Genomic DNA, 26,032 nt, shown 5'->3' with positions numbered 1-26,032 from the left:
ACAGAGTGAACACAGGATCACCGAGCGCGTGGACGCTCAGTCATTCCGTATGGAGCACAGATGCACCTCCCGGTTTCGACGTCGCCTCAAGACCAGTTCGCCCCGCAGACGCGGCGGCCCGCACTCCTTCCCGGCCCGAGCGGGGAGCAATCAGAGCGGATCGCCGCGCGCAAGCGCGTGCGCGCGTTCAACCCGAACCGGACGCTCTGGAACAGAAGGCTCCCCGTCTCGGCCCAGAAAGCCGCCCTTCGGCTCGCGAACAGGCGGCGTTGCCTCGTGGTCGACATCCTGCGCCAGGGCATCACGCTCGGCCTCACCTCGCGGGAGATGCGAGACTTCGCCGCCCTCATCACCGGCGAGCGCGACACTCGCATGGGCCCGCTCTACGGCTAGTCGAACCCCCCGCCCGACTCTTCCACGTAGTTGTCGAACACACGCTGGACCAGGCGCGGCAGGTCGAGCCCCAACGCGCGGGACAGCCGTGTCATCTGTTCGACGTTGGGGTCCGACTTCCCGTTCTCTATCCGCCAGATCGTGGAACGTGACACGCCGGAGGCGAGTTCGAGCTCGTCCAAGGTGAAGCCTCGGCGCGAGCGCAGAGCCTTCAGCTCTTCGGCGATGAGGCGCGCGAGCCCGTCCGGGGGCGGCACCCGATTTCTGCTCATCTGGCCAAACGTATCCGAGAGGGCAGAACAAGGCGAACCCGCCTGCGCGCCCGCCGAGAGAGCTATCTCGATTCTGACACTTTTGTAGTCATATTCGAAACAACGCAACTGTGAGAGTCGTCACTGCATATTCAAAATATACTCGGAGCTTAATTGGCGTTATGCCGTGATTTTTGACCAATCCCTGGTCAAAAATCAGCTCGGCAATGCGTGAGAGATTGAGAAAATACTGCCGTTTCGTGGAAGCCTTGAGTTCGTCGCCCACGCGACGCGACGGCGCGGAAACGAAAGGACGACGATGTGCGACCCCTGGATGACAAGCGAAGAGCTCGCGGAGGAACTGAAGATCACCGTCCGGGAGGTGCGGCAGATGCGGGCCAGGGGCACCGGCCCTCCTGGCCGGCGGCTCGGCAAAGAGGTCCGATACCACCGAGCGGTCGTCGAGGCTTGGAGAAAATGCGCGGCCCGATGACCTTTGTTCCTCTGCGAGACGGCTGAAGGAGAAACGAAAGGCAGGACACGATGAGCACAAACGACGACTGGCAGAGCGCGGAGGTGGACTACCAGGAGAGCGCGCCCCCCGCCGCGAAATTCCCTCAAGTGGGCAGCTCGTTCGAAGGCACCATTCTCGCCGGGTGGCGCCAGCAGGCCACCGTCTACGGGACCGGGGAGCCTCGATTTCACCGGGACGGACAGCCGATCATGCAGCTCGTCCTGCTCACCGCCCCTGACGAGCCCGACTGCGCCGACGACTGGCAGGGCGTGCGCAGGCTCTATATCGACAAGCTCGGGTTGCGCGAAGGCTTGAAGTCCGCGCTGCGCCAGACGGGCGCGGTCAAGCCGCAGCCCGGCGGGAGGATCGCCGTCGAACGGGGCCCCGCCGACTCGAAGACCAACGCGCACACGTTCGCCATCGTCTACCTGCCGCGCGAGGAGAACCCCCGCATCCCGACGAACGCGAGGGAGGTCCTTGACCGATGGCAGCATCTGATCCCCGCCAAGAGCGACGAGCGGACAGCGCTGTCGGCGCGCGCGCCGCGACCCGTCAATCAGCCCGAGACCGCGGCGGCTTCGCCCGGTCTTCTCTACCTGCGCAGAATGCGAGAAGCGCTATGATCCGCGGACTCGACTACGCCAGGGGCCGGCCTGGCGGCAAAGCCATCAAAGAAGCCGGTTACCAATTCGCCGTCCGCTACCTCACCGACGGCGGGCCCTCGCTCCCCGGCAAGCAGCTCACTGCCGACGAGGCCGCCGACCTGCGCGCGCACGGGATCGAAATCGTCACCTGCTGGGAGACGACCGCCGATCGCATGCTCGGGGGCTACCAGGCCGGAGTGCTCGACGCGCAGGCCGCGAAACAGCACATCGCCAGGCTCAACGGCCCTCAGGACCGGCCCGTCTACTTCTGCTGCGACTTCGACGCCACACCCGAGCAGCAAGAAGCCATCAACGACTACCTCCGGGGCGCGGCGAGCGTGGTCGGCTTCGACCGAGTCGGCATCTACGGCGGGTACTGGCCGCTCTCGCGGGCGAAGCAGGCGGGGCTCGCCAACTGGTTCTGGCAGACCGAAGCGTGGTCGGGGACGAACCGGCTCGTCGGACGGCAGCTCCACCAACGGATCGGGTTCGTCGACGTCGGCGGCGTGCAATGCGGCGTCGACGAAGCCCTCGCCGACGACTACGGGCAGTGGGGGGCTCCCGCCGAGGTCGCGCCCCTCCCGCCGGAGCAGCCGCCGGACTACCCGAGGCTCGCGTGGGAACAGCTCGTGGGGCCGGACGGCGGCGGCTGGCCCCAGCTCGGCCACAAATCCGTCGTGGCCTTCCTTGCCGAGCTGAGGGCAGACCACGACCGGGCCGTCGAAGCGATCAGCGCCGCGCTGACCCAGCTCCTTCAGGAGGACGAGCCATGAACATCCACGTCGTGAACATCAAGCTGCATCCGCTCAGTTACAACGTCCGCGTCACGATCTACCACCTCTGGCAGGCGGGCAGCGCCCTGATCATCGCCTACGGCATCGCCATCCCGCACGCCAAACTATGGGAGCAGCTGATCATCGTCCTGCTCGGCCTCGGTTACGGCAGCGCGGCCCACGTCGCCCTCCGGCACACCAACCCCGCGCCCGGCGCGGATCCCGGGCTGCCAGCGCCGGGCCCGGTCGTCGACGAAGCCCCGGCCGAGCTGGAGGCCGGCCGGCCCGCCGACCTGCCCCCTTCCGCGCTCCAAGCGTTGGAGCGCGCGGTCCGGGAGGCCCAACAGTGACGCATTCCCCGCATCCGGGCTCGCGGCGTTACCATGATGTTCTGATACCGACGCTGCCATGGCGTATGGCGGAAGGAACGACATGACGACGAGCACGCTGACCGAGTGGGACTTCTGCGCACCGTCGGAACCGCCTGCCCCGCTCAAACCCCGGATGCGCGGCTGGATCCACGCGTGGGCCTGCCTGATCTCGGTGGTCTGCGGCATCACCCTGGTGAGTTTCGCGGGCGGCTACGCAGGGCCGAGGGCCGTTGGGGCCACCGCCGTGTACTCGCTCACCGTGTGCGCGATGTTCGGCGTGAGCGCCTTCTACCACCGGACGCAGTGGCAGAACGCCCAGTCCCGAGGCTTGATGAAACGGCTCGACCACTCGATGATCTTCCTGTTCATCGCGGGCACCTACACGCCGTTCTGTTATCTGCTCCTCAAACCCGAGACCTACCGCTGGATCTTGTCCGTGGTGTGGATCGGGGCGCTCGCCGGAGTGGTGCTCAAGGTCTGCTTCCCGCACTCCACGCGATGGCTCGGCGTCGTCCTGTACCTCGTCCTGGGCTGGATCTCGCTGTTCATGCTGCCGGAGATCCTCGCCGGGGGCGGGGTGACCCCGGTCGTGCTCCTCGCGGTCGGCGGGGCGCTCTACAGCGTCGGCGCGGTCCTCTACGCGACGAAATGGCCGAACCCGTGGCCGAGGACGTTCGGCCATCACGAGTTCTTCCACGCCGCGACAGTGGTCGCGGCGGTCTGCCACCACATCGCCATCTGGTTCGCCGTCGTCGCGAGCGCTTGACGCTCAACGGCCAGGTTTTTGGCCCTCTTCGGCCTCGTCTTGCTCCCCCGCCTCCGGATCGTCGAAGCTCTTCGGGAGTTTCTTCAGATGCTTCTGCATCGACCAGCCGAGGAGGAACACGGCGATCACCAGGAACAGCGTGATCACCACGCCCCACGGGGAGCCCTTGCCCTGCTCCGGGCCCGGCGGGCCCACTGCCAGCAGCTGGAACACCAAATCTGTCGTCATACTTGCCTCAATCCTGCGAAAAGGTCGTTCTCGGGCTGGTTCGTCGGCACACGGGAGCGCGCCAGCTCGAACTCTTCCGTCGGCCAGTGCTGCTGCTGCAGCGCGACCGGCACGGCGAAAAAGTACCCGTTCGGGTCGACCTGCGAGCGGTGCGCCAAAAGAGCTGCCTCGCGCTGGGGGAAGTACGCCGCGCACTCCACGCTCGTGGTGACCCGGTGCGACTTGTCCTCACCCGCCGGGAAGTTCTCCAAGAGCTTCGTGTACGGGCTCTCCCCGTCCCGCTCGAGGAGCAACTCGTGGAACTGCACCAGCCGTTTGCGGATAAACGCGTGGTCGTAATAGATCTTGCTGACCGTCCAAGCCGCCCCGGCTTCGGGGAAGCGCTCCGGGTCGGCGGCGGCCTCGAACGCCGCCATGGCCACCTCGTGGCAGCGGATATGGTCCGGGTGCGGGTAGCCGCCCTTCTCGTCGTACGTGGTCATGACGTGCGGGCGGAACTCGCGGACCACCGAGACCAGGTCGCGCAGCGGCTCTTCGACCGGCACCGCCGCGAACGACCCTTCGGGCAACGGGGGCGGGGGATCGCCCTCCGGGAAGCCCGAGTCCACATAGCCGAGCCATCGGTGGGACACGCCGAGAATGCGCGCCGCCTCGGCCATCTCCTCGCGGCGGATCGCGGGCAGGTTCGCCTTCACGGCGGGAGTGTCCAGCGCGGGATTGAGCACGTCCCCGCGCTCCCCGCCGGTCAGCGTCACCACCAGCACTTCGTTGCCCTCCGCCGCGTACCGCGCCGTGGTGGCCGCCCCTTTGCTCGATTCGTCGTCGGGATGCGCGTGAACCGCCATCAACCGGAATCCGCTCATGCGGTCCAACCCGATCTGATCTGGCTCACAGTCGTCGTCTTTGTGTTAGCGAACGGCACAACGTGGTATTCTAGACCGACGCGCGCCGTGGAGTCCACGGCGCGTAATGCTTGGTGAAGGCAAGACACCCGTTACGCCGAGCAGCTGGCGACTGGACGAACATCCGAACCCGCCGGCGAACGCGGCACTGACGCGGTGAGCGGACGGCAGCCCTCTCCCACAGCAGCGAACGCTGAGGGAAGCGTCCCGCCAGTGGCAGCCAGCCCTGGTCCGGCTTGCGGCCCGTTGCGGCCGTGCAGCGCTCCGAGCAGCGGCTCTTCCGCCCGGTGCGAGCGGACAAGAAGCCCCAATCGAAGAAGTAGAGGACGAAAGACGATGACTGAGAACGTGACCTGGCTGACCCAGGAGGCGCACGACCGGTTGAAGGTCGAGCTCGACACGCTGATCGCGAACCGGCCCGCTTTGGCCGCCGAGATCAACGAGCGGCGCGAAGAGGGCGACCTGAAGGAGAACGGCGGCTACCACGCCGCTCGCGAGGAGCAGGGCCAGCAGGAAGCTCGCATCCGGCAGCTGCAGGACCTCTTGGCGACCGCCAAGGTCGGAGCCGCGCCGACGCAGTCCGGCGTCGCCCTTCCCGGCTCCGTGGTGACGGTGTACTACGACGGGGACAAGAACGACACCGAGACCTTCCTCATCGCCACCCGCGAAGAAGGGGCCCAGAGCGGCAAGCTCGAGGTCTACTCCCCCAATTCCCCGCTCGGCGGCGCGCTGCTCGACGCGAAGGTCGGCGAGACCAGGGAATACACCGTGCCCAACGGCGCGGTGGTGAAGGTGACCCTCGTGTCCGCCGAGCCCTACCACGGCTAAGCCACGCCGCAGCCCGAGCGCCGGGACGCGCTTTCCCCCTCGGCCGCTCTAAACTGCTCGCATGCCTGAGGAACAGCCGCTGCGCCTCCTGCGCGTCTACGACGACCACAGCCTGCGGCGGGGCACGTCCGTCCTCGCCGACCGGCTCTGGCCGCGCGGGGTGAAAAAAGACCAAGCGGGCTTCGACCGGTGGGCGAAAGAAATCACCCCGACCCAAGAACTCCGCCAGTGGTACCACAGCAACCCCGGATCGTTCGCCGAATTCGCCGCGCGGTACCGCGCCGAGCTTGCGCTGCCGGACCGCACCGCCGCGCTGGACGAAATCCGAGGGCTGCTCCAGCACGGCCCTGTCACCCTGCTCACTGCGGCGAAGCAGATCGAGACCAGCCACCTCGCGGTGCTTCGGGACGTGCTCGAAGCGGATTAGCCGAGCGCTTGGCCCCAATCCTCGACATCCCCAAGACCGACCGAAAGCCGCACCAGATCAGACGGCACCTCAAGATCAGACCCAACCACCGAAGCGTGCGTCATACGGCCAGAAACACCGCCTCGATGAGCGACTCCACCCATCAACCGAGCGCTTGGCCCAAATCCGCGACCAGATCCTCGACATCCTCAAGACCGACCGAAAGCCGCACCAAATCAGACGGCACCTCAAGATCAGACCCGACCACCGAAGCGTGCGTCATACGGCCTGGATGCTCGATGAGCGACTCCACCCATCAACCGAGCGCTTGGCCCAAATCCGCGATCAAATCCTCGACATCCTCAAGACCGACCGAAAGCCGCACCAAATCAGACGGCACCTCGAGATCGGACCCGACCACCGAAGCGTGCGTCATACGGCCTGGATGCTCGATGAGCGACTCCACGCCGCCGAGCGATTCGCCGAGCGTGAACACCTTGGTGCGGGCGCATAGGTCCAGCGCGGCCTGCTCTCCCCCGCGCAGCCGCACCGACAGCATCCCGCCGAACCCGCCCCGCATCTGCTTGCTCGCAACGGCGTGGCCAGGATCGTCCGGAAGGCCCGGATAGAGCACCTTGGCGACTTTGGGATGGTCCGCGAGGAACTGGGCTATCGTCAGGGCGCTCTCGCTTTGACGGCGCACACGGACGCCGAGGGTGAGCATGCCGCGCCGGATCAAGAACGCGTCGAACGGGCTCGGCACCGCGCCGGAACCGTTCTGCAGGAAACCCACCGCCGCGTCGAGCTCCGAGTCGTTCGTGACCACGGCTCCGCCGATGACGTCGGAATGCCCGCCGAGGTACTTCGTCGCCGAGTGCACCACGGCGCGCGCTCCGAGCTCCAACGGGCGCTGCAGGTACGGCGACGCGAATGTGTTGTCCACGAGGAGCGCGACCTGCGCGGCGCGCGCGGCCTCGGCGAGCGCGCCGATGTCGGTGACCGACAGCAGCGGATTGCTCGGAGTCTCCACCCACACCGCTTTGGTCCGAGGGGTGATCTGGTCGACGAAGGCTTGCGGCTCGTGCGACTTGGCGATGGAGTACGCGACTCCCCAGGGCCGCAAGATCTTGTCCACCAGGCGGAAGGTGCCGCCGTACGCGTCGTGCGGGATGACCAGGTGGTCGCCCGGCTTCACCAACGCGCGCAGCACGGCGTCGGTGGCCGCCAGCCCCGAGCTGAACGCCCTGGCGTATTGCGCCGTCTCGCTCGCCGCGATGGTCTTCTCCAGCGCCGTGCGGGTCGGGTTGGCGCTGCGCGAGTACTCGTAGCCGCCCTTCAGCCCGCCCACGCCGTCCTGCGCGAATGTGGAGGTCGCGTAGATCGGCGCGTTCACCGCGCCGAACGCGGGGTCCAGCTCGTGGTCGGGGTGGATCACTCGGGTGGAAAAGCCTTGCTTGGAGAAATCCTGTGCGCTCACCCCGAAGAGTCTAGCCGGGCCGGCTTCCCGCCAAATTCGTAATAGAATTAGTTACATGAAACCGAACGGGCAACTGCCTCGGGCATTGCACACCCTGCTGCACCTTGCCAGCAAGGAAGAGCCGATGACCTCGGAGCGGATCGCCGCCCACCTCGGCACCAACGCCGTGGTGGTGCGGCGCACGATGGCGGGCTTGCGCGAGCACGGGCTCGTCGCGTCGGCCAAGGGCCACGGCGGCGGCTGGACGCTCGCCCGGAGCCTTGAGAAGCTGACCCTCTTCGACGTCTACCGGGCAGTCGGCTCGCCAAATATGTTCACGATGATCCGCGACGAGCCCGACCACCCCTGCATGGCGGCCAGGGCCGTCCAAACCAAGCTCGCGGAGTCCTTCGACAGCGCGGAAGCGCTCCTCCTCGCGGCGTTCGGCAACATCACGCTGGCAGCCCTGCGCGCCGACCTCGCCCACGACCCTCAGTCCGACGAAGGAGTCGGGCCATGACCACCGCGAAGACCGCCGAAAGCGCCGACGAGGACATCTCATCGGCGGCAGCTACGCCGGGATCGCGGCGGCCCTCCAGCTCGTCCCCGCGACCGGCGTGGCCGACGAACTCCCCGCCATTCCCGGGCTTGCAGAGCCCTGGGGCTCGAGCGGGAGCCGGGGCGCGCCGCTCGCTCATCTTCGGCTGAGCCGCCGACCACGCGGCGAGCGGACCCAGGGGAAATTATTTCGCGGTGCGGAGGAAGTTCAGGAGGTCTTGGCGGGTGATGACCCCGACTGGCTTGCCGTCTTCGACGACCATGAGGGCGTTGGACTCCCCCAATGCCTTGATCGCCTGCGAGAACGGCTCGCCGATGCCGATGAAGGGGAACGGCGCGCTCATATGCTTGCTCACAGGGTCCGCAAGCGACGCTCTGCCGCTGAACACCGCCGAGAGCAGTTCGCGCTCGTCCACCGAGCCCGCGACCTCGCCGAGCATGATCGGCGGCTCGGCCCCGACCACCGGCATCTGCGACACCTCGTATTCCGCAAGGATGTCGATGGCGTCGCGGATCGTCTCCTGCGGATGGGTGTGCACGAAACTCGGCAGCTCGCCGGACTTGCCGCGCAAGATCTCCCCGACGGCGTGCTCGTCCGCCGAGCCGTCGAGACGGGTGCGCAAAAATCCGTACGAGCGCATCCAGGAATCGTTGAAGATCTTCGACAAATATCCACGCCCGCCGTCCGGCAAAAGCGCGACCACCAGCCCGCCCGGCCCGACCCGCTGCGCCACCCGGATCGCCGCCACCACCGCGAGCCCGCTCCGAACCCCCGAGCAAAAGACCTTCCTCCCGCGCCAGCCGACGGGTCATATTGAACGAGTCCGCGTCCGAGACCGCGATAATCTCATCGGTCACCGTCCGGTCGTACGCGTCGGGCCAGAAGTCCTCGCCCACGCCCTCGACCAGGTACGGCCGTCCGGTCCCGCCGGAGTACACCGAGCCCTCGGGGTCCGCGCCGATGATTTTCACCGCGCCGTCCGAGACCTCCTTGAGGTAGCGCCCGGTCCCGCTGATCGTGCCGCCGGTGCCGACGCCCGCGACGAAATGGGTGATCGTCCCGTCGGTGTCCCGCCAGATCTCCGGGCCCGTGGTCTCGTAGTGGCTCGCCGGGCCAGCAGGGTTGACGTACTGGTTCGGCTTCCAGGCTCCCTCGATCTCCTTGGCCAGCCGGTCCGAGACGCTGTAATAGCTGTTCGGATGCTCCGGCGGCACGGCGGTCGGGCACACCACGACCTGCGCGCCATACGCCTTGAGCACGTTCTGCTTGTCCTCGCTGACCTTGTCCGGGCAGATGAAGACGCACTTGTAGCCCTTCTTCTGCGCGACGAGGGCCAGCCCCACCCCCGTGTTGCCCGACGTGGGCTCGACAATCGTGCCGCCCGGTTTGAGCAGCCCGGCCCGCTCCGCCTCCTCGACCATTTTGGCGGCGATGCGGTCCTTCGAGCTCGCGCCGGGGTTCAAGTACTCCAGCTTCACCGCGACCGCCGCCGCGCCGTCCGGCACGACCGAGTTCAATCGGACGAGCGGGGTGTTCCCGATGAGCTCTGTGACGTGGGCTGCGATGCGCATCGTCCCTATCATTTCACAGACTCCCCCGCCCCCGGCCAGCTAGGCGGATCGCCGCCTACGCGGCAGGCGAGGTGACCGAACGGATGAACGCGCTCAGCTCCTGCACCGAAGCCCTCGCCTCTGGCGTGAATTCGACGATGGCCTGGAAGACGTGCAGCTGGCCCGCCCAGACCTTCAGCGTGGTCGGCACCCCTGCCGCGCCGAGGGCCGAAGCCAGCTTCTCCGCGTCCGGATACAGCATCTCGATGTCGGACACGTGGATCAGCGACGGCGGCAGCCCCTCGAGCGAACGCGTGAAGAGGTCAGGGATCGGACGCACCTGATGGCCCCGGCTCTTCGCCCGTTCCTGCGCCCGGTTCACCACGATCTCGAGGCTCTTCACCGTGCCCTTGGCGAAAAGGCTGTCGCGCCCGATGTTCGGGTGGCCGATCTTGGTGGCGATGTCCCAGTCCGTGAAGGGGGCGATGGCGGCAAGGCCGGCGGGGAGCGGCAGGCCCTCCTCGCGCGCCCGCAACGCGGTGGCGAAGATCAAAAACCCGCCCGCGGAGTCGCCCGCGAAAGCGATCTGCTCCGGGGCCCATCCTTGCGCCAAGAGCCACCGGTAGCCGTCCAGGCAATGGCGCACCGACTCGTCGACCGGGTAGAAGGGCAACTGTCCGTACTCCACGAAGAGCACCCCGGCCCCGGACCGCGAACCGAGGCTGTTCGCGAGGCGCTTGTGGGTGTGCGCGCTGCAGGCGATGAAGCCACCGCCGTGCAAGTACAGGATCGCCCGTTCCGGCTGCTGCGGCACGCGCGGCGGCAGGTACCAGCGCGCGGCGCAACCGGGCAGCTGGACCTCTTCGAAGCGGGAGCCCGCCGGGCTGGGCATCAGCCTCGCCGCCACGTCGATCAGCCGGACGCAGCGCGCGACCAACACGTCGGGCCAGGGCAGCCTGCCCAGCAAAGCGACCAAGAAAATCATGGGGCGAGCGGTGAGCCAGAGCAGGGCCACGGCGACACGGGCGACGAAACTGGCCGTCGTGTGGTGGAGGACTCGAAGGCTTTGTCCGCCCGCCGAGCCGGTCGCCGCCCGCCCGTCGATATTCGATGTGGTAGTCATCACCACAGAATACTGAGCGCTCCGGTTCGCGCGACAGCGGGTATCGGTTACTCGTCTTCCTCTGCCCCGCGCTCAGTTTCGCACGGAGCCTCCGTCGTCTGATAGATGAATCTGCCGATCTGGGCTATGGAGGCCCTCGCTTCGGGGATCAGGAAATCAACGGCCTGGAAGACATGCGGCTGGCCCCGCCAGAGTTTGGCTTTCACCGGCACGCCCGCCCGCGTCAACGACTCGGCGAGCCGCTCCGCGTCCGGAAGCAGGACCTCGTGCGCGGAGGCGTGGAGCAGCACCGGGGGGAAGCCCTCCAGCGATCGCTCGAAAAGGTCGATCTTCGGCGGCTCGACGCCGCGCACGGTCGCGCGGGCCTGCGACTCTTCCACCTTGCGCTCTAAATAGTAGAAAACAGGGCGCGGCAAGAGGCTGTCGATCCGCTCGTTCGGATGGGTGACTTTCGTGCGGACGGTCCAGTCGGCGAACGGGCTGATCCCCACCAGCGCGGCGGGCAAGGGCAGGCCTTCCTCCTGGAGCCGGACGACGGTCGCGAACACGAGATAGCCGCCCGCGGAGTCGCCGGCGAAAGCGATCTGCTCCGGCCGATAGCCTCGGTCGAGCAGCCAGCGGTAGCCGAGGACGCAGTCTTTGACCGATTCGTCCACGCAGTACTCGGGCAGCTTGCGGTAGTCAACGGCGAGCACCGAGGCCTGCGCCGAGGCCGCGATCTGCGTGGCCAGCCTGCGGTGGGTGTTGATGCCGCAAGCGATGAAGCCGCCGCCGTGCAGGTACAGGATGGCGCGCGGCGCGTCTTCCCTGTTTTTGGTGAACCACCGGCCGTCGCAGTGCGGCAGCCTGACCAGCTCTCCCTGGAAGTCACGCGCGGGGAAGATGACCAACGGGGCGAGCATGTCCACGAGCGCCCACGGGTACAGAACGCGCGGCATGTAGGAGAAGAGGGCGAGCACCTTGCGGACTGTCAACCACAAGAAGACCCCGACGACCCTGGCGATCAGGCTCGTCTTGCCATACTTCTCCCAGGCGAACGCGTCTTTCTCCCCGACCGCCGGGTCGTCGCCGACCGCGCCGGAGACATCCGGGTCTGGGGAGTCTTCTCGCTCCGTCGAGCCCATAGCCGCCTTTCCGGGTCAAACCCGCGTCAATCTACGGGTATAGATGTGGTCCGTAACACTACAGGAAGTCCCGCCTGTGGCACAGGCGGGACTTCCGTGGCGTCCAGTCGGACGGAGTCTAGTCGCTCGAGTTCAAGTAGCCCAAGAGGCGCAGGATCTCGATGTAGAGCCACACCACCGTGATCGTCAGGCCGAGCGCGATGCCCCAAGCCGCCTTCTGCGGGGCTCCGGCGCGGATCAGCTGGTCCGCGCTGTCGAAGTCCATGAGGAAGTTGTACGCGGCCAGGCCGATGCACACCAGCGAGAAGATGATCGCGAGAGGCCCGCCGCTGCGCAGGCCGAGCCCGCCGGGGATGAAGAACGAGGCGATGAGGTTCACGACGATCAGGCCCAGCACGCCGAACATCAGGCCGACGACGATCCTCGTGGAGCGGGGCGTCACCCGCACCGCTCCCATCTTGTAGACCGCGAGCATTCCGGCGAACACGCCGAAGGTGCCGATGAGCGCCTCTGTGATGAGCAAGCCTGCGTTCACGCCGAACGGCGCGGTGAACACATGCGTCAGCGCGCCGACGAACAGGCCCTCGGCCACGCTGTAGCTGAGCACGACGGCGGGATTGTCCTGCTGGCGGCCGAACGTCGCGAACAGGACCAGGCCCAGCCCGACCAGGCCGCTGATCATGGCGATGGCTCCGCCGAGCGCCGGGGACGAGATCGTCAGGAAGTAGGACAGCACCGCGGTGATGGTGAGGACCCCGAAGCTGGTCGCGGTCTTGGCCACCACGTCGTCGACGGAGAGCGTCCGCGTCGCCGAGGGAGCCTGGTACTGGTAGTTGTACGGAGCCTGCTGCTGGCCGTACTGGTACGCGCCAGCCTGCGCACCGCCTTGCGCCCCGAGCCTTGTGAGGCTTCGGAAAACTGGATTGCTGCTCTGACGCACCGTTGGTCCTTTCGTCTTCTCCTGCTGCCAGGTTCTCTGCGCTTCCAGACTACCCGGAAATCGCCTGGCGCGGGCGCTTCTCCGCGCCCTTACCCAAGTGAACGTATCACGCGGAGTTTTCGTTCCCCGGATTCGATCCCCGCTTCCCTCGAAAGCCGAGCGCTCTCGCCGAAGCCCTTGTCGCAGAACTATTCGGGAATGCGGCGGCGGGGAAAGCGGAGACCAGACGCACCGGAACCGGCATCTGCGGGAGGCGGCATCTATTGCTTGCAAAGCCCCGGATTGCTACTTTCATCCAATGACAAATCCGAGCGAGGGCTCTGCGTCCGATCGGAAAGCGCCCCGGATTGTCGGTCCAGAACATCTTGGCGAAACGCATGCCGCCGGAGGCTCCTCCCGATGGTCGCGCTGGCCCATCCTGCTCATCGGCGGAGCGACTCAGTTCGTGCTCGCGCTCGACGGCACAATCATGAGCGTCGCCCTGCCCCAAGTGCAATCCGATCTGGGGCTGAACGACAACGAGCGGTCGGCGGTGGTCACGCTCTACGTCTTCTTCCACGGCCTCCTGCTGCTCCTGGGCGGGCGCGCCGTCGACTCATGGGGCCATCGGCGCGCCTTCCTCCTCGGCATGGCGGGCTTCGGAGCCGCTTCCCTGCTGGGCGGGACCGCGTACCACGGCCCCCAGTTGCTCCTCGCCAGAGCTGCCCAAGGCGGTTTCGCCGCGCTGCTCGCCCCTGCCGTGCTCGCCCTGGTCAGCACCTCCTTCGCCGGCGCGCGCGAGCGGGCGAACGCGTTTGTGATCATCGGCACAGTCGCGGTCGGCGGCACCGCCTCCGGCCTCGCGCTCGGCGGCGTGCTCACGCAATACGCGAACTGGCGTTGGTGCCTCCTGCTCAACGTGCCGTTGGCGGTGCTGGTCTTTTGCCTGGTCCTGATGCTGTTCCGCGCGCAAGACGAGCGCCGCCGCGCGGGCTACGACCTGCCGGGCGCGGCGCTCTCGACAGCCGCGTTCATCAGCCTCGGCCTTGCGGTCTACCAGGTGGAGGCCACTCATTCCATCGTGCTGTTCGTCGGGTGCAGCGCGCTCTTCGCGGCGTTCGCGGCGGGGTTCGTCCTCGTCGAGCGACGCGCGTCGGCTCCGCTCGCGCCGCCGAGCGTCCTGCTCGACCGCACCTGCGGCCTTGCCTCGTTCGGCAACGCCATCACCCTTTCCGGAGTGCTCGGCGGCACGCTGTTCCTTGCGACGTACATGGAGAAACTGCGCGGGTACGACCCCTCGGAGACCGGTTTGCGGCTGCTCCCCGTCCTGGTCGGCATCCTCGTCGGCGGCCTCTCCATCACCAGGCTCTCCGAACGGGTCGGAGTCCGCGCCCTCAGCATGGTCGGCGCGCTCATCGCCGCTTCCGGGATGCTCCTGTTCTCCCGGCTCAGCCTCGACGACGACTACACGACCCGAATGCTGCCGACCATCGTCCTGCTCGGCGTGGGGCTCGGCATGCTCTCGGTCTGCCTGCCCGACCTCGCGCTGGTCGGCGTGCGCAAAGGGGAGGCCGGGTCGGCGAGCGCGATCTTCACCGCGTACGGGCAGATCGGCGGAGCGCTCGGCACCGCCTTCTTCAGCCAGGTCTACGCCGAGGCGAAACACCTCGTCGCCGGGGGCGGCAAGGCCGCCGAGCTGGCGGGCTGCACCGCCGCGTTCTCCGTCGCGGGCGTCACCCTGGCTTTTGTCGCCCCCGTCATCCTGTTCGCGCGGCCGAAAGCCGCGCAAGCAGGCTGACTGAACTCTGGAAGGACGATCGCCTCAGGAAACAGCGAGGAACGCCCGGTGCGCGAGGAGCGGAGCAACGCGGCGAGGCGCCCGCTTAGGCCCCGGGAAATCAGAAGTTGATCATATGCCCGGCCAGCCCGTGCAGTGCCTCCTGCAACGCCTCCGACAGGGTCGGGTGGGTGTGCACGTTGCGGATCAGCTCCTGGACGGTCAGATCCCATTTCTGCGCGAGCGTCAGCTCGGGCAGAAGCTCGGAGGCATCCGGGCCGATCAGGTGCCCGCCGAGGAGTTCGCCGTATTCCGTGTCCGCGATGAGCTTCACGAAACCGACGGAGTCGCCGAGGCCCGCGGCCTTGCCGTTCGCGGAGAACGGGAAACTCGCCACCTTGATGTCGTGCCCTTCCGCCTTGGCCTGTTCCTCGGTGAGGCCGAAGGAGGCGACCTGCGGATTGCAGAACGTCGCGCGCGGCATGTAGCGGTAGTCGCCCAGCTCCAAAGTCGGGACTCCGGCGATGGTCTCGGCCGCGACCACGCCCTGCGCCTCCGCGACGTGCGCGAGCTGGAGCTTCGCGGTGACGTCGCCGATGGAGTAGACGCCGGGGACGTTGGTGCGCATCCGCTCGTCGATGGCGATGGCTCCCCGGTCGGTGAGCGCCACCCCGGTCTTCTCCAGGCCGTAGCCCTGCACCCGGGGGGCGAAGCCGATCGCGAGGAGCACCCGGTCCACGTCGATGGAGCCAACCTTGCCGTCGCGGCTCTCGTACTCGACGTGCACCGAGGAGCCGTTGTCCACGACGGATTTCACCGCGGTGGAGGTGAGCAGTTTGATCCCGAGCTTGCGGTACTGCTTGTGGAGCTCGGCAGAGACGGCCGCGTCCTCGTTCGGGAGCACCCGGTCGAGGAATTCGATGATGGTCACCTCGACGCCGAAGCTGCGCAGCACGTAAGCGAACTCGATGCCGATGGCTCCCGCGCCGACGATGACGATGCTCCCCGGCAGCTCGCGGGAGAGGATCTGCTCCTCGAAGCTCACCACGTTCTTCGAGAGCGACGTCCCCGGCGGGAGCTTGACCGTCGAGCCGGTCGCGATGATGATGTTCTTGCCGCGCACCTGCCTCGTGGAGCCGTCCTCGGCCTTCACCTCGATGGTGTGCGCGTCGAGGAAGGTCCCCCAGCCGTTGATCTCGGTGATCTTGTTCTTCTTCATCAGGAAGTGGACGCCGCGCACCCGGCCGTCGGCGACCTTGCGGCTGCGGTCGAACGCCGCCCCGAAGTCCATGCTCGCCTCGCCGGAGATGCCGAACTCCCTGGTCTCTTTGGTGAGGATATGGTTCAGCTCGGCGTTGCGCAGCAGAGCTTTCGAGGGGATGCAGCCCACGTTCAGGCAGACGCCGCCCCACCATTTCTCTTCGATCACCGCCACCGAAAGCCCGAGCTGAGCCGCCCGGATCGCCGCGACATAACCTCCCGGTCCCGCGCCGAGCAGGACAACATCGTATTCATCAGCCACGAGAGAAACCCTACTTGACACGTCCCCCGCTCCGCTAGGGTGGCGGGATGACTCGTGACCAACAGTCCCCCGCAAACGAGAGGCTCGCCCACCCCGAAGACCCCTTCTTGTGGCTGGAGGAAGTGTCCGGCGACCAGGCGCTGGCCTGGGTCGCCGAGCGCAACGCGACAGCGGTCGCCGAGCTTGGCGGGGCGCAGTTCGACGTGCTGAGGGGGAAGATCCTCGCGGCGCTCGACAGCGACGAGCGCATCCCCTACCCCGCAAGGCGGGGCGAATGGCTGTACAACTTCTGGCGTGACGAAAGTCATCCGAAAGGGCTGTGGCGACGGACCGCCCCGGAGTCGTATCTGACCGAGGAGCCGGAGTGGGACGTGGTCCTCGACCTCGACGCCCTCGCCGAAGCCGAGGGCGAGAACTGGGTGTGGGGCGGGGCGAAAGTGCTCTACCCCGACCGCGACCTCGCCCTCATCACCCTTTCTCGGGGCGGCAGCGACGCCGCAGTGGTGCGCGAGTTCGACATCACGCGCAGAACCTTCGTCCAGGGCGGCTTCGAGCTGCCCGAGGGCAAGAACTTCGTCTCCTGGGCGTATCGGGACGCCCTGCTCGTCGGCGCGGACTTCGGACCGGACGGGGACGGGGCCTCGACGCTCACCGCCTCCGGGTACCCGCGCACCGTGCGGCGGTGGGAGCGCGGCCAGGCGCTCGCCGAGGCTCCGACCGTCTTCGCCGGGGAGCCCCAGGACGTGCTCGTGCACGCGTGGGCGGACCGCACGCAGGGCTTCGAGCGGGAGTTCGTGGCCCAGATGCTGGACTTCCACCACAAGGTCCAGTACGAGATCTTGCGCGACGAGCTGGTCGAAATACCCGTCCCGCGCGACGCCGACTCCGTCGTGCACGAGGACTGGCTCTTCGTCCGTCCCCGCTCGCCATGGACGCTCGGCGGCGCGACCCACCCAGAGGGCTCGCTCCTCGTGTTCGACTACGAGCAACTGAAAAAGGGCGAGGCCGAGCCGCGCGTGCTGTTCACGCCGGACGGCTCCACCAGCCTCACTAGCTTCGGCTTCACCTTGAGCTACCTCGTCCTGGAGACGCTGAAAGACGTGCGCTCCGAGCTGCGCCTCTACTCCCTCGGCGACTGGGAGCCCGCCGAGCTGCCCGGTGCGCCCCAGTTCGCGGAGATCTCCGTCCTCACCACCGATCCGGACGAGGACGACGACCTGTATCTGACGGCGACGTCGTTCACCACGCCCACGAGCCTCTTGGTCGGCTCGCCGGAGAGCGGCTTGGCCGTCGCGAAGCAGTCCCCTGCTTTCTGGAACGCGGACGGGGTCGAGGTGCGCCAGCGCTTCGCCGTGTCCTCGGACGGGACGAAAATCCCGTACTTCCTGGTCGGGAAGCACCTAGACGAGCCGCGCCCGACGATCCAATACGGCTACGGCGGATTCGAGCACTCCATGACCCCGGTCTACAACTCCGCCCTCGGCCTCGGCTGGCTCGAACGGGGCGGGACGTACGCACTCGCGAACATCCGGGGCGGCGGAGAGTACGGGCCCGCGTGGCACACCTCCGTCCTGCGGGAGAACCGCCATCTCGCCTTCGCCGATTTCGCGTCCGTGGCGAGCGACCTCGTCGCGAACGGGGTCTGCGCGAGGGACCAGCTCGGCGCGGTGGGCGGCAGCAACGGCGGACTGCTCATGGGCGTGATGGCGACCCGCTACCCGGACCGGTTCGGAGCGATCGTCTGCCAAGTGCCGCTCGCCGACATGCTGCGCTACCACCTGCTGCTCGCCGGAGCCTCGTGGGTCGCCGAGTACGGCGACCCAGAAGTGCCCGCCGACCGGGCGTTCCTCGCGGCCTACTCCCCGTACCAGAACGTCCCCGGCCCAGAGGTCCGCACTCCGCCGATCCTCATCACCACCTCGACCAAGGACGACCGCGTGCACCCCGGCCACGCGCGCAAGCTCGCCGCGAGGTTCGAGGAACTCGGCCACCCAGTCCTCTACTACGAGAACGTCGAAGGCGGCCACGGCATGGCAGCGGACAACAAACAAACCGCCTTCATGTCCGCCCTCTCCTACCAATTCCTCGCCACCCGACTAGGACTACACAACTAACCAACCCCGGCCACACGCGACAACACCACCAAACCCGTCGCCGCCAGGCCCGAGGAACTCGAACCCCCACCCCCTACCACGAGAACGTCGAAGGCGGCCACGGCATGGCAGCGGACAACCAACAAACCGCCTTCATGTCCGCCCTCACCTACCAATTCCTCGCCACCCGACTAGAACTACACAACTCACCAACCCCGGCCACACGCGACAACACCACCAAACCCGTCGCCCGGATCAGGCTGGCTCGCTGAAGCCGCGCCGTGAATTGGCGGCTGCTACTGGCCGCTCAGGCCCCAGCCTTGCGCGATGAGCTCGAAACTGCGGGCGCGCTCGGCGTAGCCGTGGGTGATCGTGGTGATCATCAGCTCGTCCGCGCCGGTCGCGGCGGCCAGCTCCTTGAGCTCGCCGATCACCCGGTCCCGCGCGCCGATGATCCGGCCCTTGCGCACTTCATCGACCCAATGCCGGTCCGGATCCGCCAGCGCGCTCGCCACGCTCGGCGTCGGGCGCAACCGGTTCGTCCGGATGCCGAGCGTGGCGAGCAGGCCCGGCAGCGACAGCCGCTCGGCCTCGTCCTCGGCGGCGAACGCGGAGGCCCCGATAATCAAGTACGGCTCGGGATGCCGCTCTGTGGGCCGGAAGCTCTCTTGGTACGTCGCCACGCCGAGCTTGGTGTGTTCCGGGGCGAAGTGGTGCGCGAACGCGAACGGCAACCCCAACGTGCCAGCCAAATGCGCCGAGTAACCGCTCGAACCGAGCAGCACCACTTCGGGGGCCGAGCTGGCTGAAGGAGTCGCCGTCAGACCCTCGGCGACTTCTGGCCGCACCCTGCCGTCGCCTAAGAGCGCCATGGTCTGTACCACGTCGTGGGGGAAGTTCGCGACCGCCTCGTCCGAGCGGCCCCCGCGCAGCGCCGCCGAAGTGCGACGGTCCGTGCCCGGCGCGCGGCCGATCCCGAGGTCGATCCGGCCCGGATGCAACGCTTCGAGGAGCGCGAACTGCTCGGCAACGACCAGCGGGGCGTGGTTGGGGAGCATGACCCCGCCCGAACCGAGCCGGATCCGCTCGGTCGCCGAGCCGAGATGGGCGATGAGCACAGGCGGGCTCGTCGCCGCGACCATGGGCATGTTGTGGTGCTCCGCCACCCAGAACCGGTGATAGCCGAGACGGTCGGCCAACTGGGCAAGGCGCGTCGTCGCCGCCACGGCTTCGGCGGTGCTCTGCCCTTCGCCAACGGTCGACAGGTCGAGCACAGAAAGCTTTGTCATGGCTGATCCAACCCGGCAGGCTCGCGTTCTATTCCGGGAAAGCCCTGGCAGGGGCATACAGTTGCCAGACAGCAACAAGTTGTATCGTCATCATTGCAACGACAAGCCAGGAGAGCGCGCATGCCCCTTGACCCGATCCTCGAACTCGCCTTCGCGGCAGATGCCTTCCCGCCGCTCGACGGCAGCCTCGCAACGCTGGTCGCGGCGCGCAAAGCTGCTCGGGAATTCGCGCTCGCGCACCCGTCCCGCGTCAAGGTGGGCGGCGTCGACGACCGCCGCGTCCCCGGTCGAGACGGCGCGGTCGACGTCCGGGTCTATTGGCCCGCCGACGAAGGGACCGGCCGATTGCCGCTCGTCGTCTTCTACCACGGCGGCGGCTTCGCCCGAGGCGATCTGGAGACCCACGACCCCTTGGCGCGGACAATCTGCGCCTCAGTCGGAGCCGTTGTCGTCTCCGTCGACTACCGGCTCGCGCCCGAGCATCCGCACCCCGCCGCCGTGCGCGACGCGTTCGACGCGCTCCTCTGGGCGCATCAGCGCGCGGTCGACCTCGGAGCCGACCCCGAGCGCATCGCCGTGGCGGGCGACTCCGCTGGCGGCAATCTCGCCGCCGTCGTCGCGCAGCTCGCCCGCGACGCGGGGGAGCCGAGGCTGAAGTTCCAGCTCCTCTGGTATCCCGCAACGACATTCGACCTCTCCCTCCCCTCCGTCGCCGAGAACGCCGACGGGCCGCTGCTCACCCGCGCGAGCATGAAGCTCTACGCCACCTACTACCTCGGCAGCGCCGACGGCTCCCCCGAGAGCATCCCGGCGACGGCGGCCCCGGCCAACGGCGACCTCGAAGGGGTCGCCCCTGCCTATATCGCGACGGCGCAGTACGACCCGATCCGCGACGACGGGACTGTGTACGCCAAGCTCCTCGCGGACGCGGGCGTCCCGGTCGAACTGCACAACGCCGAGACGCTGGCGCACGGATACGCCAGCTTCGCCTCGGCCGTCCCCGCCGCCAGAGAAGCCCTCGACCTGTCCCTCGCCGCCCTCAAAGCCGCGCTTTAGACTAGGCCGCATGATCACCACGTCGCGTCCGTCGCGGATCTGAAGAGACGGCTTTGCGCGCTCTCGTCCGTTTTGTGTGCCTGGCCAACGCCTGCGTCTGGGCGTATCTGATCGTCCGAGGCTCCGCGCTTCCGCCGGACGAGTTCCGTTGGGGCGGGCTGGCCCTGTTCGCCGCCTCGCTGATCGCGGCGGTCGCGTCGGACGGCTCCAAACGCGGGGCCGAGCAAAGCTCCGAGCCCTACCGCATCGCCCCGCCGCTCCCCGCGAGCCCGCCCCCGACCGTCCGAGCCGTGCCGCCCGCCCACGACATGTCGAAGTACCGGGCGGTCCTCGCCGACGGCAAAAAGATCCTCGCCATCAAGCTGCTGCGCGACGACTTCCCCCACCTCAGCCTGAAGGACGCGAAGGACATCATCGAATCGCTCTGAGTAGGCTGGCCCTGTGTTCGACGCGCAGCGGGACCGGAGCCGGGAAGAAGTCCGTGATTTCCTCCTCGCCCAAGCCGAGGCCGACCCGCTGATCCGGGGCGCGGCCGTCACCGGCTCGGCAGCGGAAGGACGCGAGGACCGCTGGTCGGACATCGACCTCTTCTTCGGCGCGACCGACGTCGAAGCCGCGCTGTCCGGCTTCAGCGCCCTCGTCTACGCGGAGCTGGGCGCGCTGCACCATTTCGACCTCGCCGCAGGCTCCGCGCGCTACCGCGCGTTCTTACTGCCGGGCCTTCTGGAGGTCGATCTCGGCTTCGCGCCCGCCGAGGAGTGGGGGCCGCTCGGGGACGGCGGGTTCCGCGTCGTCTTCGGCGAGCCCGCGCCGCGCTGTCCGGCTTCGGCGGACCCCGACCACCTCGTCGGCCTCGCGTGGCATCACGCCGTCCACACCAGGACCGCGCTGGCGCGCGAGAAGCTCTTCGAGGCGCTGCATTGGGTCAACGCGCTCAGGGACCACGTGCTCAGGGACCACGTGCTCGCCTGCTTGCGCCACGGCCTGCCCTCCGCGTACGGGAAGGGCGGGCACCTGCTGCCGGAAGCGGTCGCCGCGCGGCTCCGAGCCGCGATACCAGCGCAGTTGACGGGCGAGGAGATCGCCCGAGCGCTCTTCGCCTCGGTGGACGCTTTCGCCCAGGCGCTGCGCGCGAGGGACCCCGAACTCGCCGACCGCCTCGCCCCGGCTCTGACCCAGAGCCTTCACTGATGGGAGTGGATATGTCCGAACTGCGCAAACGCAACGTGTACGGCGAATGGAGCCGCGATCTGTTCGCCGACGCCTCGGTGGTGGAGGGCGACGGGCGGACTGTGTACATCGCGGGCATGGCGGCGGAAGACCCCGCAGACGGGCACATCCACCATCCAGGCGACTGCGCCGCCCAAACCCGCATGGCCTACGACAAGATCAAGAAGATCCTCGCAGCCGAGGGCGGGGACTTCCGCCACCTGGTCCGCGTGGTGGCGTATCTGACCGATATGCGGGACAAGGACGCGTACGAGACCGAGCAGCGCCGCGCGCTGGGCGGGCTCAAGCCGCCGCCGCACACCCTCCTCGGCGTGAGCAGCCTGGCCTGGCCTGGCATGGTCGTCGAAGTCGAGGCCACCGCCGTCGTGCCGCGCTGAGCGCTACTCCGAGCTGGCGAGGCCCGTTTCCACAGCCGTCACGGTCGGGACGATCATGGGCCTGCGCCGGTAAGTCTCCGAGACCCAGCGCCCGACCGTCCGACGGACCGCTTGGGCGATCTGATGGGTGTCCACCGTTGTGGACTTCGCATTGGGTCCTCGGTCCCCCGCGAGCCGCACGAGCTCGGCCACCACCAGCTCCTCGGCCTCCGCGAGCGCCTTCGGGTCGTCGGAGAAGCCCTTGCCCAACAGGGCGGGCGGGCTCACCGCCACGCCGGTGGCCGAGTCGACCACGACATTGATCGCGATGAAGCCGCCTTCGCCCAGGATCAGCCGCTCCGAGAGCGTCGACTCCCCCACGTCGCCGACGGACAAGCCGTCCACGTACACATGGCCGACCGGCACCCGGCCGACCACTTTGGCGACGGAGTCCTTCAAGTCCACCGCGACACCGTTTTCCACCAGCACCACCCGCTCCTGCGGCACCCCGGTCGATTGCGCCAGCGCGCCGTTCGCCCGCAAGTGGCGCCATTCCCCGTGCACCGGCATCGCGTTCTTCGGCCGCACCGCGTTGTACAGGAACAGCAGCTCGCCCGCCGAGGCGTGCCCCGAGACGTGGACTTTCGCGGTCTGCTGGGTCACCACTTTCGCGCCGAGCCGGGTCAGGCCGTTCACCACCGCGAACACCGAGTTCTCGTTGCCGGGGATGAGCGAGGAGGCCAGGACGACGAGATCCCCGGACCGGATGCTGATGCTCTGGTGGTCGCCGCGCGCCATGCGGGACAGCGCAGAGAGCGGCTCGCCCTGCGAGCCGGTGGAGATGAAGACGACTTTCGAGTCCGGCAGCTCCGCCGCCGTGTCCAGGTTCACGACCACGCCCTGCGGCACGGTGAGATATCCAAGGTCTTGGGCTATTTTCATGTTCCGGACCATGGAGCGGCCCACGTACGCCACCTTGCGCCCGTTCGCGACGGCAACGTCGATCACTTGCTGGATCCGGTGCACGTGGCTCGCGAAGGAGGCGACGATGACCCGCTGGCCCGCCTTGCCGATCACCCGGTCGAGCACTTCGCCGATCTCCCGCTCCGGGGTGACGAAGCCGGGAACCTCGGCGTTGGTGGAGTCCACGAGGAACAGGTCCACTCCCTCGTCCCCGAGCCGGGACAGGCCCGCGAGGTCGGTGAGCTTGCCGTCGAGCGGAAGCTGGTCGAGCTTGATGTCTCCGGTGTGCACCACGACCCCGGCCGGGGTGCGGATCGCGACCGCGAGCGCGTCGGGGATGGAGTGGTTGACCGTCAAGAACTCCAGGCCGAACTCGCCGACTCCGCGCGTCTCGCCGCCGGTCACCTGGACGAACGTCGGCTTCTGCCGGTGTTCGCGGCATTTCGCGGCGACCAGCGCGAGAGTGAACTTCGAGCCGATGACCGGCACGTCCGGGCAGATGCGCAGGAGGAACGGCACCGCGCCGATATGGTCCTCGTGGCCGTGGGTGAGGACGAGCCCGACGATGTCCTCGGCCCGGTCCTCGATGGAGGAGAAGTCCGGCAGGATGAGGTCAACGCCCGGCTGGCGGTCCTCCGGGAAAAGCACGCCGCAGTCCACGATGAGTAGCTTCCCGCCGTACTCGAAGACGGTCATGTTCCGGCCGATCTCGCTGAGGCCGCCGAGCGCGACCACGCGCAAAGCTCCTTGGGCCAGCGGCGGCGGGGCGGGCAAAGCGTCCAAGACGCTCGCGTCCGTCACAGTCCGACACCGGCGAGTTCAAGGTCCCGGGCCAGGGCCTTGGTCTGTTCGCCGTCCAGGCCGAGGATCGGGAGCCTCGGCTCCCCGACCGGGAAGCCTTGCAGCGCGAGGCCGGCTTTCGCCAGCGCGACCCCGCCGTAGCGGGCTTGGGCCCGCACCAGCGGGAGCGTCGACGCGTGCAGCTCGCGGGCCCGGACGAGATCGCCTTTGGCGAACGCGGCGTGCAGCTCCCTCAGGCGCTCGGGGATCAGGTGCCCGATGACGCTCACGAAACCGACCGCCCCCACGGACAGCCACGGCAGATTGACCACATCGTCGCCGGAGTACCAAGCCAGGTCGGTCGTGGCGATGAGGTCGGCCCCCGAGCCGAAGTCGCCTTTCGCGTCTTTCAGCGCGACGATGTTCGGGTGCTCGGCGAGCGTCCGGATCGTGGCGGGCTCGATCGGGATCCCCGAGCGCGGGGGGATGTCGTAGAGCATCACCGGCTTCGCGGCCGCGTCGGCGACCGCGCGGAAGTGCGCCAACAGACCGGCCTGGGACGGCTTGGAGTAGTACGGCGTGACCACGAGCAGCCCGTGCGCGCCAGCCGCCGCCGCGTCGCGAGCGGCCTGGACCGATTTCGCCGTGTCGTAGCTGCCGACCCCCTGGGTGACCGCCGCCCGGTCGCCGACCGCGTCGAGCACCGCCGTGAGCAGCTCCAGTTTCTCCTTGGGCGAGGTGGTCGGCGATTCGCCGGTCGTGCCCGCGAGGACCAGGCCGTCGACGCCCCGGGAGACGAGGTGCTCGGCGAGCGCGACACCGGCCCGGACGTCGAGGGAGCCGTCCGCCGCGAAAGGCGTCGCCATCGCCACGGCGACCGTGCCGAACAGGGGCTCTGCTGCGCTCTGTGTCATGGGGTGAGAGATTACCCGCGCGATCTGAAGATCTGTTGAAGGGCTGGCGCGAGATCCCCTTTCCCACCGATCCGCACCGCTTCGAGCCCGAGCCAACCCGCTAATTCGCCGAGGCTCGCCGCAAGCGGCTCAGCGGTTTCCAGCGCGGTGGCGTGATCCTCCAAAAATGCGCCATGCGCGAGCAAAACGCCAGCTTTGCGGTCTGCTTTCAGGTCGACGCGGGCGACCAGCCGGTCGCCCAGGAGGAACGGGAAGACGTAGTAGCCGTGCTCTCGTTTGTGCTGCGGGGTGTAGATCTCGATGCGGTAGCGGAACTCGAAAAGCCGCTCCAGCCTGGGCCGGAAGAAAACAAGCGGATCGAAGGGGCACAGCAGCGCCCGCGCGTCGGCGGCCCTGGGGACGCTCGCGCCCGCCACGAGGTACGCGGGCTGGCTCCAGCCCCGCACCTGCGCCTCTTCCAGCTCGCCGCTGGCGAGGAGGCTGACGACGGCGGCCTTCGTGTCTTTCGCGTCGAGGCGGTAGTAGTCGCGCAGGTCCTGCTCGGTGGCGATCCCGAGCGCGTCGGCTGCGTTCGCCACCAAACGCAGCACCGATTCCTCCCGAGTGAGCTGGACCTCACGGAACTCGCGCGGCACCACGTTCTCGACAAGATCGTAATGCCGGTTGAAGTTGACCCGCTTGCCCGCGGTGAGGACTCCCGCCGCGAACAGCGCCTCGCAGACGATCTTCGTCTCGCCCCGGTCCCACCACGGCCCCTTCGCCCCTTGCGGGTCAAGGCCGAGACGGCGTTCCAACTCGCCCGCAGTCGCGGGCCCCGACTCGTCGAGCAGCGCGCAGATCTTCTGCCCCAGCGCGGCGCGCTCGGCGATCAGCTCCTCTTGGATGTGCCAGCGTCCGTGCTGGTACTCCTCCATGCGCCAGCGGAACGCGGGCCAGTCCTCGAAGGGGATCAACGCGGCCTCATGCGCCCAGTACTCGACCAGCCCCCGGCGGCCCGGACCTTTCTTCGAGCGCGGCGACCAGGCGATCTCGTCCAATGCCGCTTTGTCGTACGCGCCGATCCGGCTGAAGATCGGGAAGTAGTGCGCCCGCTCCACGACGTTCACCGAGTCGAGCTGGAGCAACTTCGTGCGAGCAAGCGCTTTCCGGATCGTGGCCGCCCCGCCGGTGAGGCCTTGCGCCCGCAACGCGAGCCTTCGGGCCTGGCCGAGCGTCAGCGCTTTGCCGCCAGCGGGCGAGGTCTTC

At 68.0% G+C, this 26,032-nt stretch carries 28 protein-coding genes and 2 pseudogenes; 16 read left to right on the top strand and 14 right to left on the bottom strand.

Annotated elements, in window-relative coordinates:
• Positions 1 to 60: 60 nt before the first annotated feature.
• Positions 61 to 393 (top strand): hypothetical protein, encoded by a 333-nt coding sequence (locus HMPREF9336_RS08105; RefSeq protein WP_007470761.1) that lies wholly within the window; start codon positions 61 to 63, stop codon positions 391 to 393.
• Here HMPREF9336_RS08105 and HMPREF9336_RS08100 read toward each other — a convergent pair.
• Positions 390 to 665 (bottom strand): helix-turn-helix domain-containing protein, encoded by a 276-nt coding sequence (locus HMPREF9336_RS08100; RefSeq protein WP_021030339.1) that lies wholly within the window; start codon positions 663 to 665, stop codon positions 390 to 392. The two genes, HMPREF9336_RS08105 and HMPREF9336_RS08100, sit on opposite strands and share 4 nt — an antisense overlap.
• A 313-nt stretch (positions 666 to 978) precedes the next feature.
• Here HMPREF9336_RS08100 and HMPREF9336_RS17900 point away from each other — a divergent pair, with 313 nt between their 5' ends.
• The 5 genes from HMPREF9336_RS17900 to trhA all read left to right on the top strand — a co-directional run bounded on the left by HMPREF9336_RS17900 (position 979) and on the right by trhA (position 3,712).
• The gene (locus tag HMPREF9336_RS17900; protein WP_211235445.1) at positions 979 to 1,137 is read left to right on the top strand and encodes a helix-turn-helix domain-containing protein; all 159 of its coding nucleotides are present in this window, start codon (positions 979 to 981) and stop codon (positions 1,135 to 1,137) included.
• A 50-nt stretch (positions 1,138 to 1,187) separates the two neighbouring features.
• Positions 1,188 to 1,781, top strand: a complete 594-nt coding sequence (locus HMPREF9336_RS18680; RefSeq protein WP_021030338.1) for a hypothetical protein — start codon at positions 1,188 to 1,190, stop codon at positions 1,779 to 1,781.
• Positions 1,778 to 2,575 carry a DUF1906 domain-containing protein gene (locus tag HMPREF9336_RS08090; RefSeq protein ID WP_021030337.1) on the top strand — a complete coding sequence of 266 codons (798 nt, stop codon included), beginning with the start codon at positions 1,778 to 1,780 and terminating at the stop codon, positions 2,573 to 2,575. Before HMPREF9336_RS18680 ends, HMPREF9336_RS08090 begins: the two co-directional genes overlap by 4 nt.
• The gene (locus HMPREF9336_RS08085) at positions 2,572 to 2,925 is read left to right on the top strand and encodes a hypothetical protein (protein ID WP_007470751.1); all 354 of its coding nucleotides are present in this window, start codon (positions 2,572 to 2,574) and stop codon (positions 2,923 to 2,925) included. The genes HMPREF9336_RS08090 and HMPREF9336_RS08085 overlap by 4 nt, the downstream gene beginning before the upstream one ends.
• An 82-nt stretch (positions 2,926 to 3,007) precedes the next feature.
• Positions 3,008 to 3,712 carry a PAQR family membrane homeostasis protein TrhA gene (trhA, locus tag HMPREF9336_RS08080; protein WP_007470750.1) on the top strand — a complete coding sequence of 235 codons (705 nt, stop codon included), beginning with the start codon at positions 3,008 to 3,010 and terminating at the stop codon, positions 3,710 to 3,712.
• A 3-nt stretch (positions 3,713 to 3,715) separates the two neighbouring features.
• On the opposite strand, the gene HMPREF9336_RS08075 is transcribed toward trhA, so the two are convergent.
• A complete protein-coding gene (locus tag HMPREF9336_RS08075; protein ID WP_007470749.1) occupies positions 3,716 to 3,940 on the bottom strand; it encodes a hypothetical protein in 225 nt (74 codons plus the stop codon).
• Entirely contained in the window at positions 3,937 to 4,803 is an 867-nt protein-coding gene (gene mca, locus HMPREF9336_RS08070) for a mycothiol conjugate amidase Mca (protein ID WP_007470748.1), read from the bottom strand. Before mca ends, HMPREF9336_RS08075 begins: the two co-directional genes overlap by 4 nt.
• 375 nt (positions 4,804 to 5,178) lie before the next feature.
• Here mca and greA point away from each other — a divergent pair, with 375 nt between their 5' ends.
• Positions 5,179 to 5,670 (top strand): transcription elongation factor GreA, encoded by a 492-nt coding sequence (greA, locus tag HMPREF9336_RS08065; RefSeq protein ID WP_007470747.1) that lies wholly within the window; start codon positions 5,179 to 5,181, stop codon positions 5,668 to 5,670.
• 61 nt (positions 5,671 to 5,731) lie between these two features.
• On the top strand, positions 5,732 to 6,097 hold the full coding sequence (locus HMPREF9336_RS08060; RefSeq protein WP_007470746.1) for a DUF488 domain-containing protein: 366 nt from the start codon (positions 5,732 to 5,734) through the stop codon (positions 6,095 to 6,097).
• Positions 6,098 to 6,239: 142 nt separating this feature from the next.
• Here HMPREF9336_RS08060 and HMPREF9336_RS19310 read toward each other — a convergent pair.
• Together HMPREF9336_RS19310 and HMPREF9336_RS08055 are read right to left on the bottom strand one after the other, a co-directional pair.
• A pseudogene (locus tag HMPREF9336_RS19310) lies at positions 6,240 to 6,389 on the bottom strand (PLP-dependent transferase); the annotation flags it as partial.
• A gap of 3 nt (positions 6,390 to 6,392) precedes the next feature.
• Positions 6,393 to 7,553, bottom strand: a complete 1,161-nt coding sequence (locus HMPREF9336_RS08055; protein WP_040584704.1) for a cystathionine gamma-synthase — start codon at positions 7,551 to 7,553, stop codon at positions 6,393 to 6,395.
• Between the two features lie 55 nt (positions 7,554 to 7,608).
• Between HMPREF9336_RS08055 and HMPREF9336_RS08050 the strand changes: the two genes are divergently transcribed.
• Together HMPREF9336_RS08050 and HMPREF9336_RS18410 are read left to right on the top strand one after the other, a co-directional pair.
• Positions 7,609 to 8,052 carry an RrF2 family transcriptional regulator gene (locus HMPREF9336_RS08050; protein ID WP_007470744.1) on the top strand — a complete coding sequence of 148 codons (444 nt, stop codon included), beginning with the start codon at positions 7,609 to 7,611 and terminating at the stop codon, positions 8,050 to 8,052.
• Positions 8,049 to 8,240: a hypothetical protein gene (locus HMPREF9336_RS18410; protein ID WP_156920323.1), complete on the top strand. Its 192-nt coding sequence runs from the start codon at positions 8,049 to 8,051 to the stop codon at positions 8,238 to 8,240. The genes HMPREF9336_RS08050 and HMPREF9336_RS18410 overlap by 4 nt, the downstream gene beginning before the upstream one ends.
• Positions 8,241 to 8,275: 35 nt before the next feature.
• On the opposite strand, the pseudogene HMPREF9336_RS08045 reads toward HMPREF9336_RS18410, so the two are convergent.
• The 4 genes and pseudogenes from HMPREF9336_RS08045 to HMPREF9336_RS08030 form a co-directional block, all read right to left on the bottom strand.
• Positions 8,276 to 9,662: pseudogene (locus HMPREF9336_RS08045) on the bottom strand (cystathionine beta-synthase).
• A gap of 55 nt (positions 9,663 to 9,717) precedes the next feature.
• On the bottom strand, positions 9,718 to 10,764 hold the full coding sequence (locus HMPREF9336_RS08040; protein WP_021030333.1) for an alpha/beta hydrolase: 1,047 nt from the start codon (positions 10,762 to 10,764) through the stop codon (positions 9,718 to 9,720).
• A gap of 47 nt (positions 10,765 to 10,811) precedes the next feature.
• Positions 10,812 to 11,888, bottom strand: a complete 1,077-nt coding sequence (locus tag HMPREF9336_RS08035) for an alpha/beta hydrolase (RefSeq protein WP_007470737.1) — start codon at positions 11,886 to 11,888, stop codon at positions 10,812 to 10,814.
• Positions 11,889 to 12,006: 118 nt separating this feature from the next.
• Positions 12,007 to 12,828 (bottom strand): Bax inhibitor-1/YccA family protein, encoded by an 822-nt coding sequence (locus HMPREF9336_RS08030; RefSeq protein ID WP_007470731.1) that lies wholly within the window; start codon positions 12,826 to 12,828, stop codon positions 12,007 to 12,009.
• Positions 12,829 to 13,126: 298 nt separating this feature from the next.
• Between HMPREF9336_RS08030 and HMPREF9336_RS08025 the strand changes: the two genes are divergently transcribed.
• Positions 13,127 to 14,605, top strand: a complete 1,479-nt coding sequence (locus HMPREF9336_RS08025; RefSeq protein ID WP_007470730.1) for an MFS transporter — start codon at positions 13,127 to 13,129, stop codon at positions 14,603 to 14,605.
• A gap of 100 nt (positions 14,606 to 14,705) precedes the next feature.
• Here HMPREF9336_RS08025 and lpdA read toward each other — a convergent pair whose 3' ends face one another.
• Positions 14,706 to 16,106, bottom strand: coding sequence for a dihydrolipoyl dehydrogenase (gene lpdA / locus HMPREF9336_RS08020; RefSeq protein ID WP_007470728.1), 1,401 nt, complete (start codon positions 16,104 to 16,106; stop codon positions 14,706 to 14,708).
• Between the two features lie 47 nt (positions 16,107 to 16,153).
• Here lpdA and HMPREF9336_RS08015 point away from each other — a divergent pair, with 47 nt between their 5' ends.
• A complete protein-coding gene (locus HMPREF9336_RS08015) occupies positions 16,154 to 18,220 on the top strand; it encodes a prolyl oligopeptidase family serine peptidase (protein ID WP_007470726.1) in 2,067 nt (688 codons plus the stop codon).
• Positions 18,221 to 18,495: 275 nt separating this feature from the next.
• Here HMPREF9336_RS08015 and HMPREF9336_RS08010 read toward each other — a convergent pair whose 3' ends face one another.
• Complete coding sequence (locus HMPREF9336_RS08010) at positions 18,496 to 19,488, bottom strand: LLM class flavin-dependent oxidoreductase (protein WP_007470724.1); 993 nt, start codon at positions 19,486 to 19,488, stop codon at positions 18,496 to 18,498.
• A 120-nt stretch (positions 19,489 to 19,608) separates the two neighbouring features.
• Here HMPREF9336_RS08010 and HMPREF9336_RS08005 point away from each other — a divergent pair, with 120 nt between their 5' ends.
• The 4 genes from HMPREF9336_RS08005 to HMPREF9336_RS07990 are packed head-to-tail and all read left to right on the top strand — an operon-like array spanning position 19,609 to position 22,151.
• Positions 19,609 to 20,544, top strand: a complete 936-nt coding sequence (locus HMPREF9336_RS08005; protein WP_007470722.1) for an alpha/beta hydrolase — start codon at positions 19,609 to 19,611, stop codon at positions 20,542 to 20,544.
• A 53-nt stretch (positions 20,545 to 20,597) separates the two neighbouring features.
• Complete coding sequence (locus HMPREF9336_RS08000) at positions 20,598 to 20,972, top strand: hypothetical protein (RefSeq protein WP_007470719.1); 375 nt, start codon at positions 20,598 to 20,600, stop codon at positions 20,970 to 20,972.
• A gap of 13 nt (positions 20,973 to 20,985) precedes the next feature.
• Positions 20,986 to 21,735 carry a hypothetical protein gene (locus HMPREF9336_RS07995; protein WP_007470717.1) on the top strand — a complete coding sequence of 250 codons (750 nt, stop codon included), beginning with the start codon at positions 20,986 to 20,988 and terminating at the stop codon, positions 21,733 to 21,735.
• The gene (locus HMPREF9336_RS07990) at positions 21,735 to 22,151 is read left to right on the top strand and encodes a RidA family protein (protein WP_007470716.1); all 417 of its coding nucleotides are present in this window, start codon (positions 21,735 to 21,737) and stop codon (positions 22,149 to 22,151) included. Before HMPREF9336_RS07995 ends, HMPREF9336_RS07990 begins: the two co-directional genes overlap by 1 nt.
• Positions 22,152 to 22,154: 3 nt before the next feature.
• Here HMPREF9336_RS07990 and HMPREF9336_RS07985 read toward each other — a convergent pair whose 3' ends face one another.
• The 3 genes from HMPREF9336_RS07985 to HMPREF9336_RS07975 are packed head-to-tail and all read right to left on the bottom strand — an operon-like array spanning position 22,155 to position 26,004.
• Positions 22,155 to 23,894: a ribonuclease J gene (locus HMPREF9336_RS07985; RefSeq protein WP_007470715.1), complete on the bottom strand. Its 1,740-nt coding sequence runs from the start codon at positions 23,892 to 23,894 to the stop codon at positions 22,155 to 22,157.
• The gene (gene dapA, locus HMPREF9336_RS07980; RefSeq protein ID WP_007470714.1) at positions 23,891 to 24,787 is read right to left on the bottom strand and encodes a 4-hydroxy-tetrahydrodipicolinate synthase; all 897 of its coding nucleotides are present in this window, start codon (positions 24,785 to 24,787) and stop codon (positions 23,891 to 23,893) included. Before dapA ends, HMPREF9336_RS07985 begins: the two co-directional genes overlap by 4 nt.
• Positions 24,788 to 24,798: 11 nt before the next feature.
• Entirely contained in the window at positions 24,799 to 26,004 is a 1,206-nt protein-coding gene (locus tag HMPREF9336_RS07975; protein ID WP_040585258.1) for a winged helix-turn-helix domain-containing protein, read from the bottom strand.
• Positions 26,005 to 26,032: the final 28 nt, after the last annotated feature.

Origin of the sequence: Segniliparus rugosus ATCC BAA-974 (assembly GCF_000185725.2) — a bacterium.
Taxonomy (GTDB): Bacteria; Actinomycetota; Actinomycetes; order Mycobacteriales; family Mycobacteriaceae; genus Segniliparus; species Segniliparus rugosus.
This window is presented reverse-complemented; position numbering and strand designations above follow the sequence as displayed.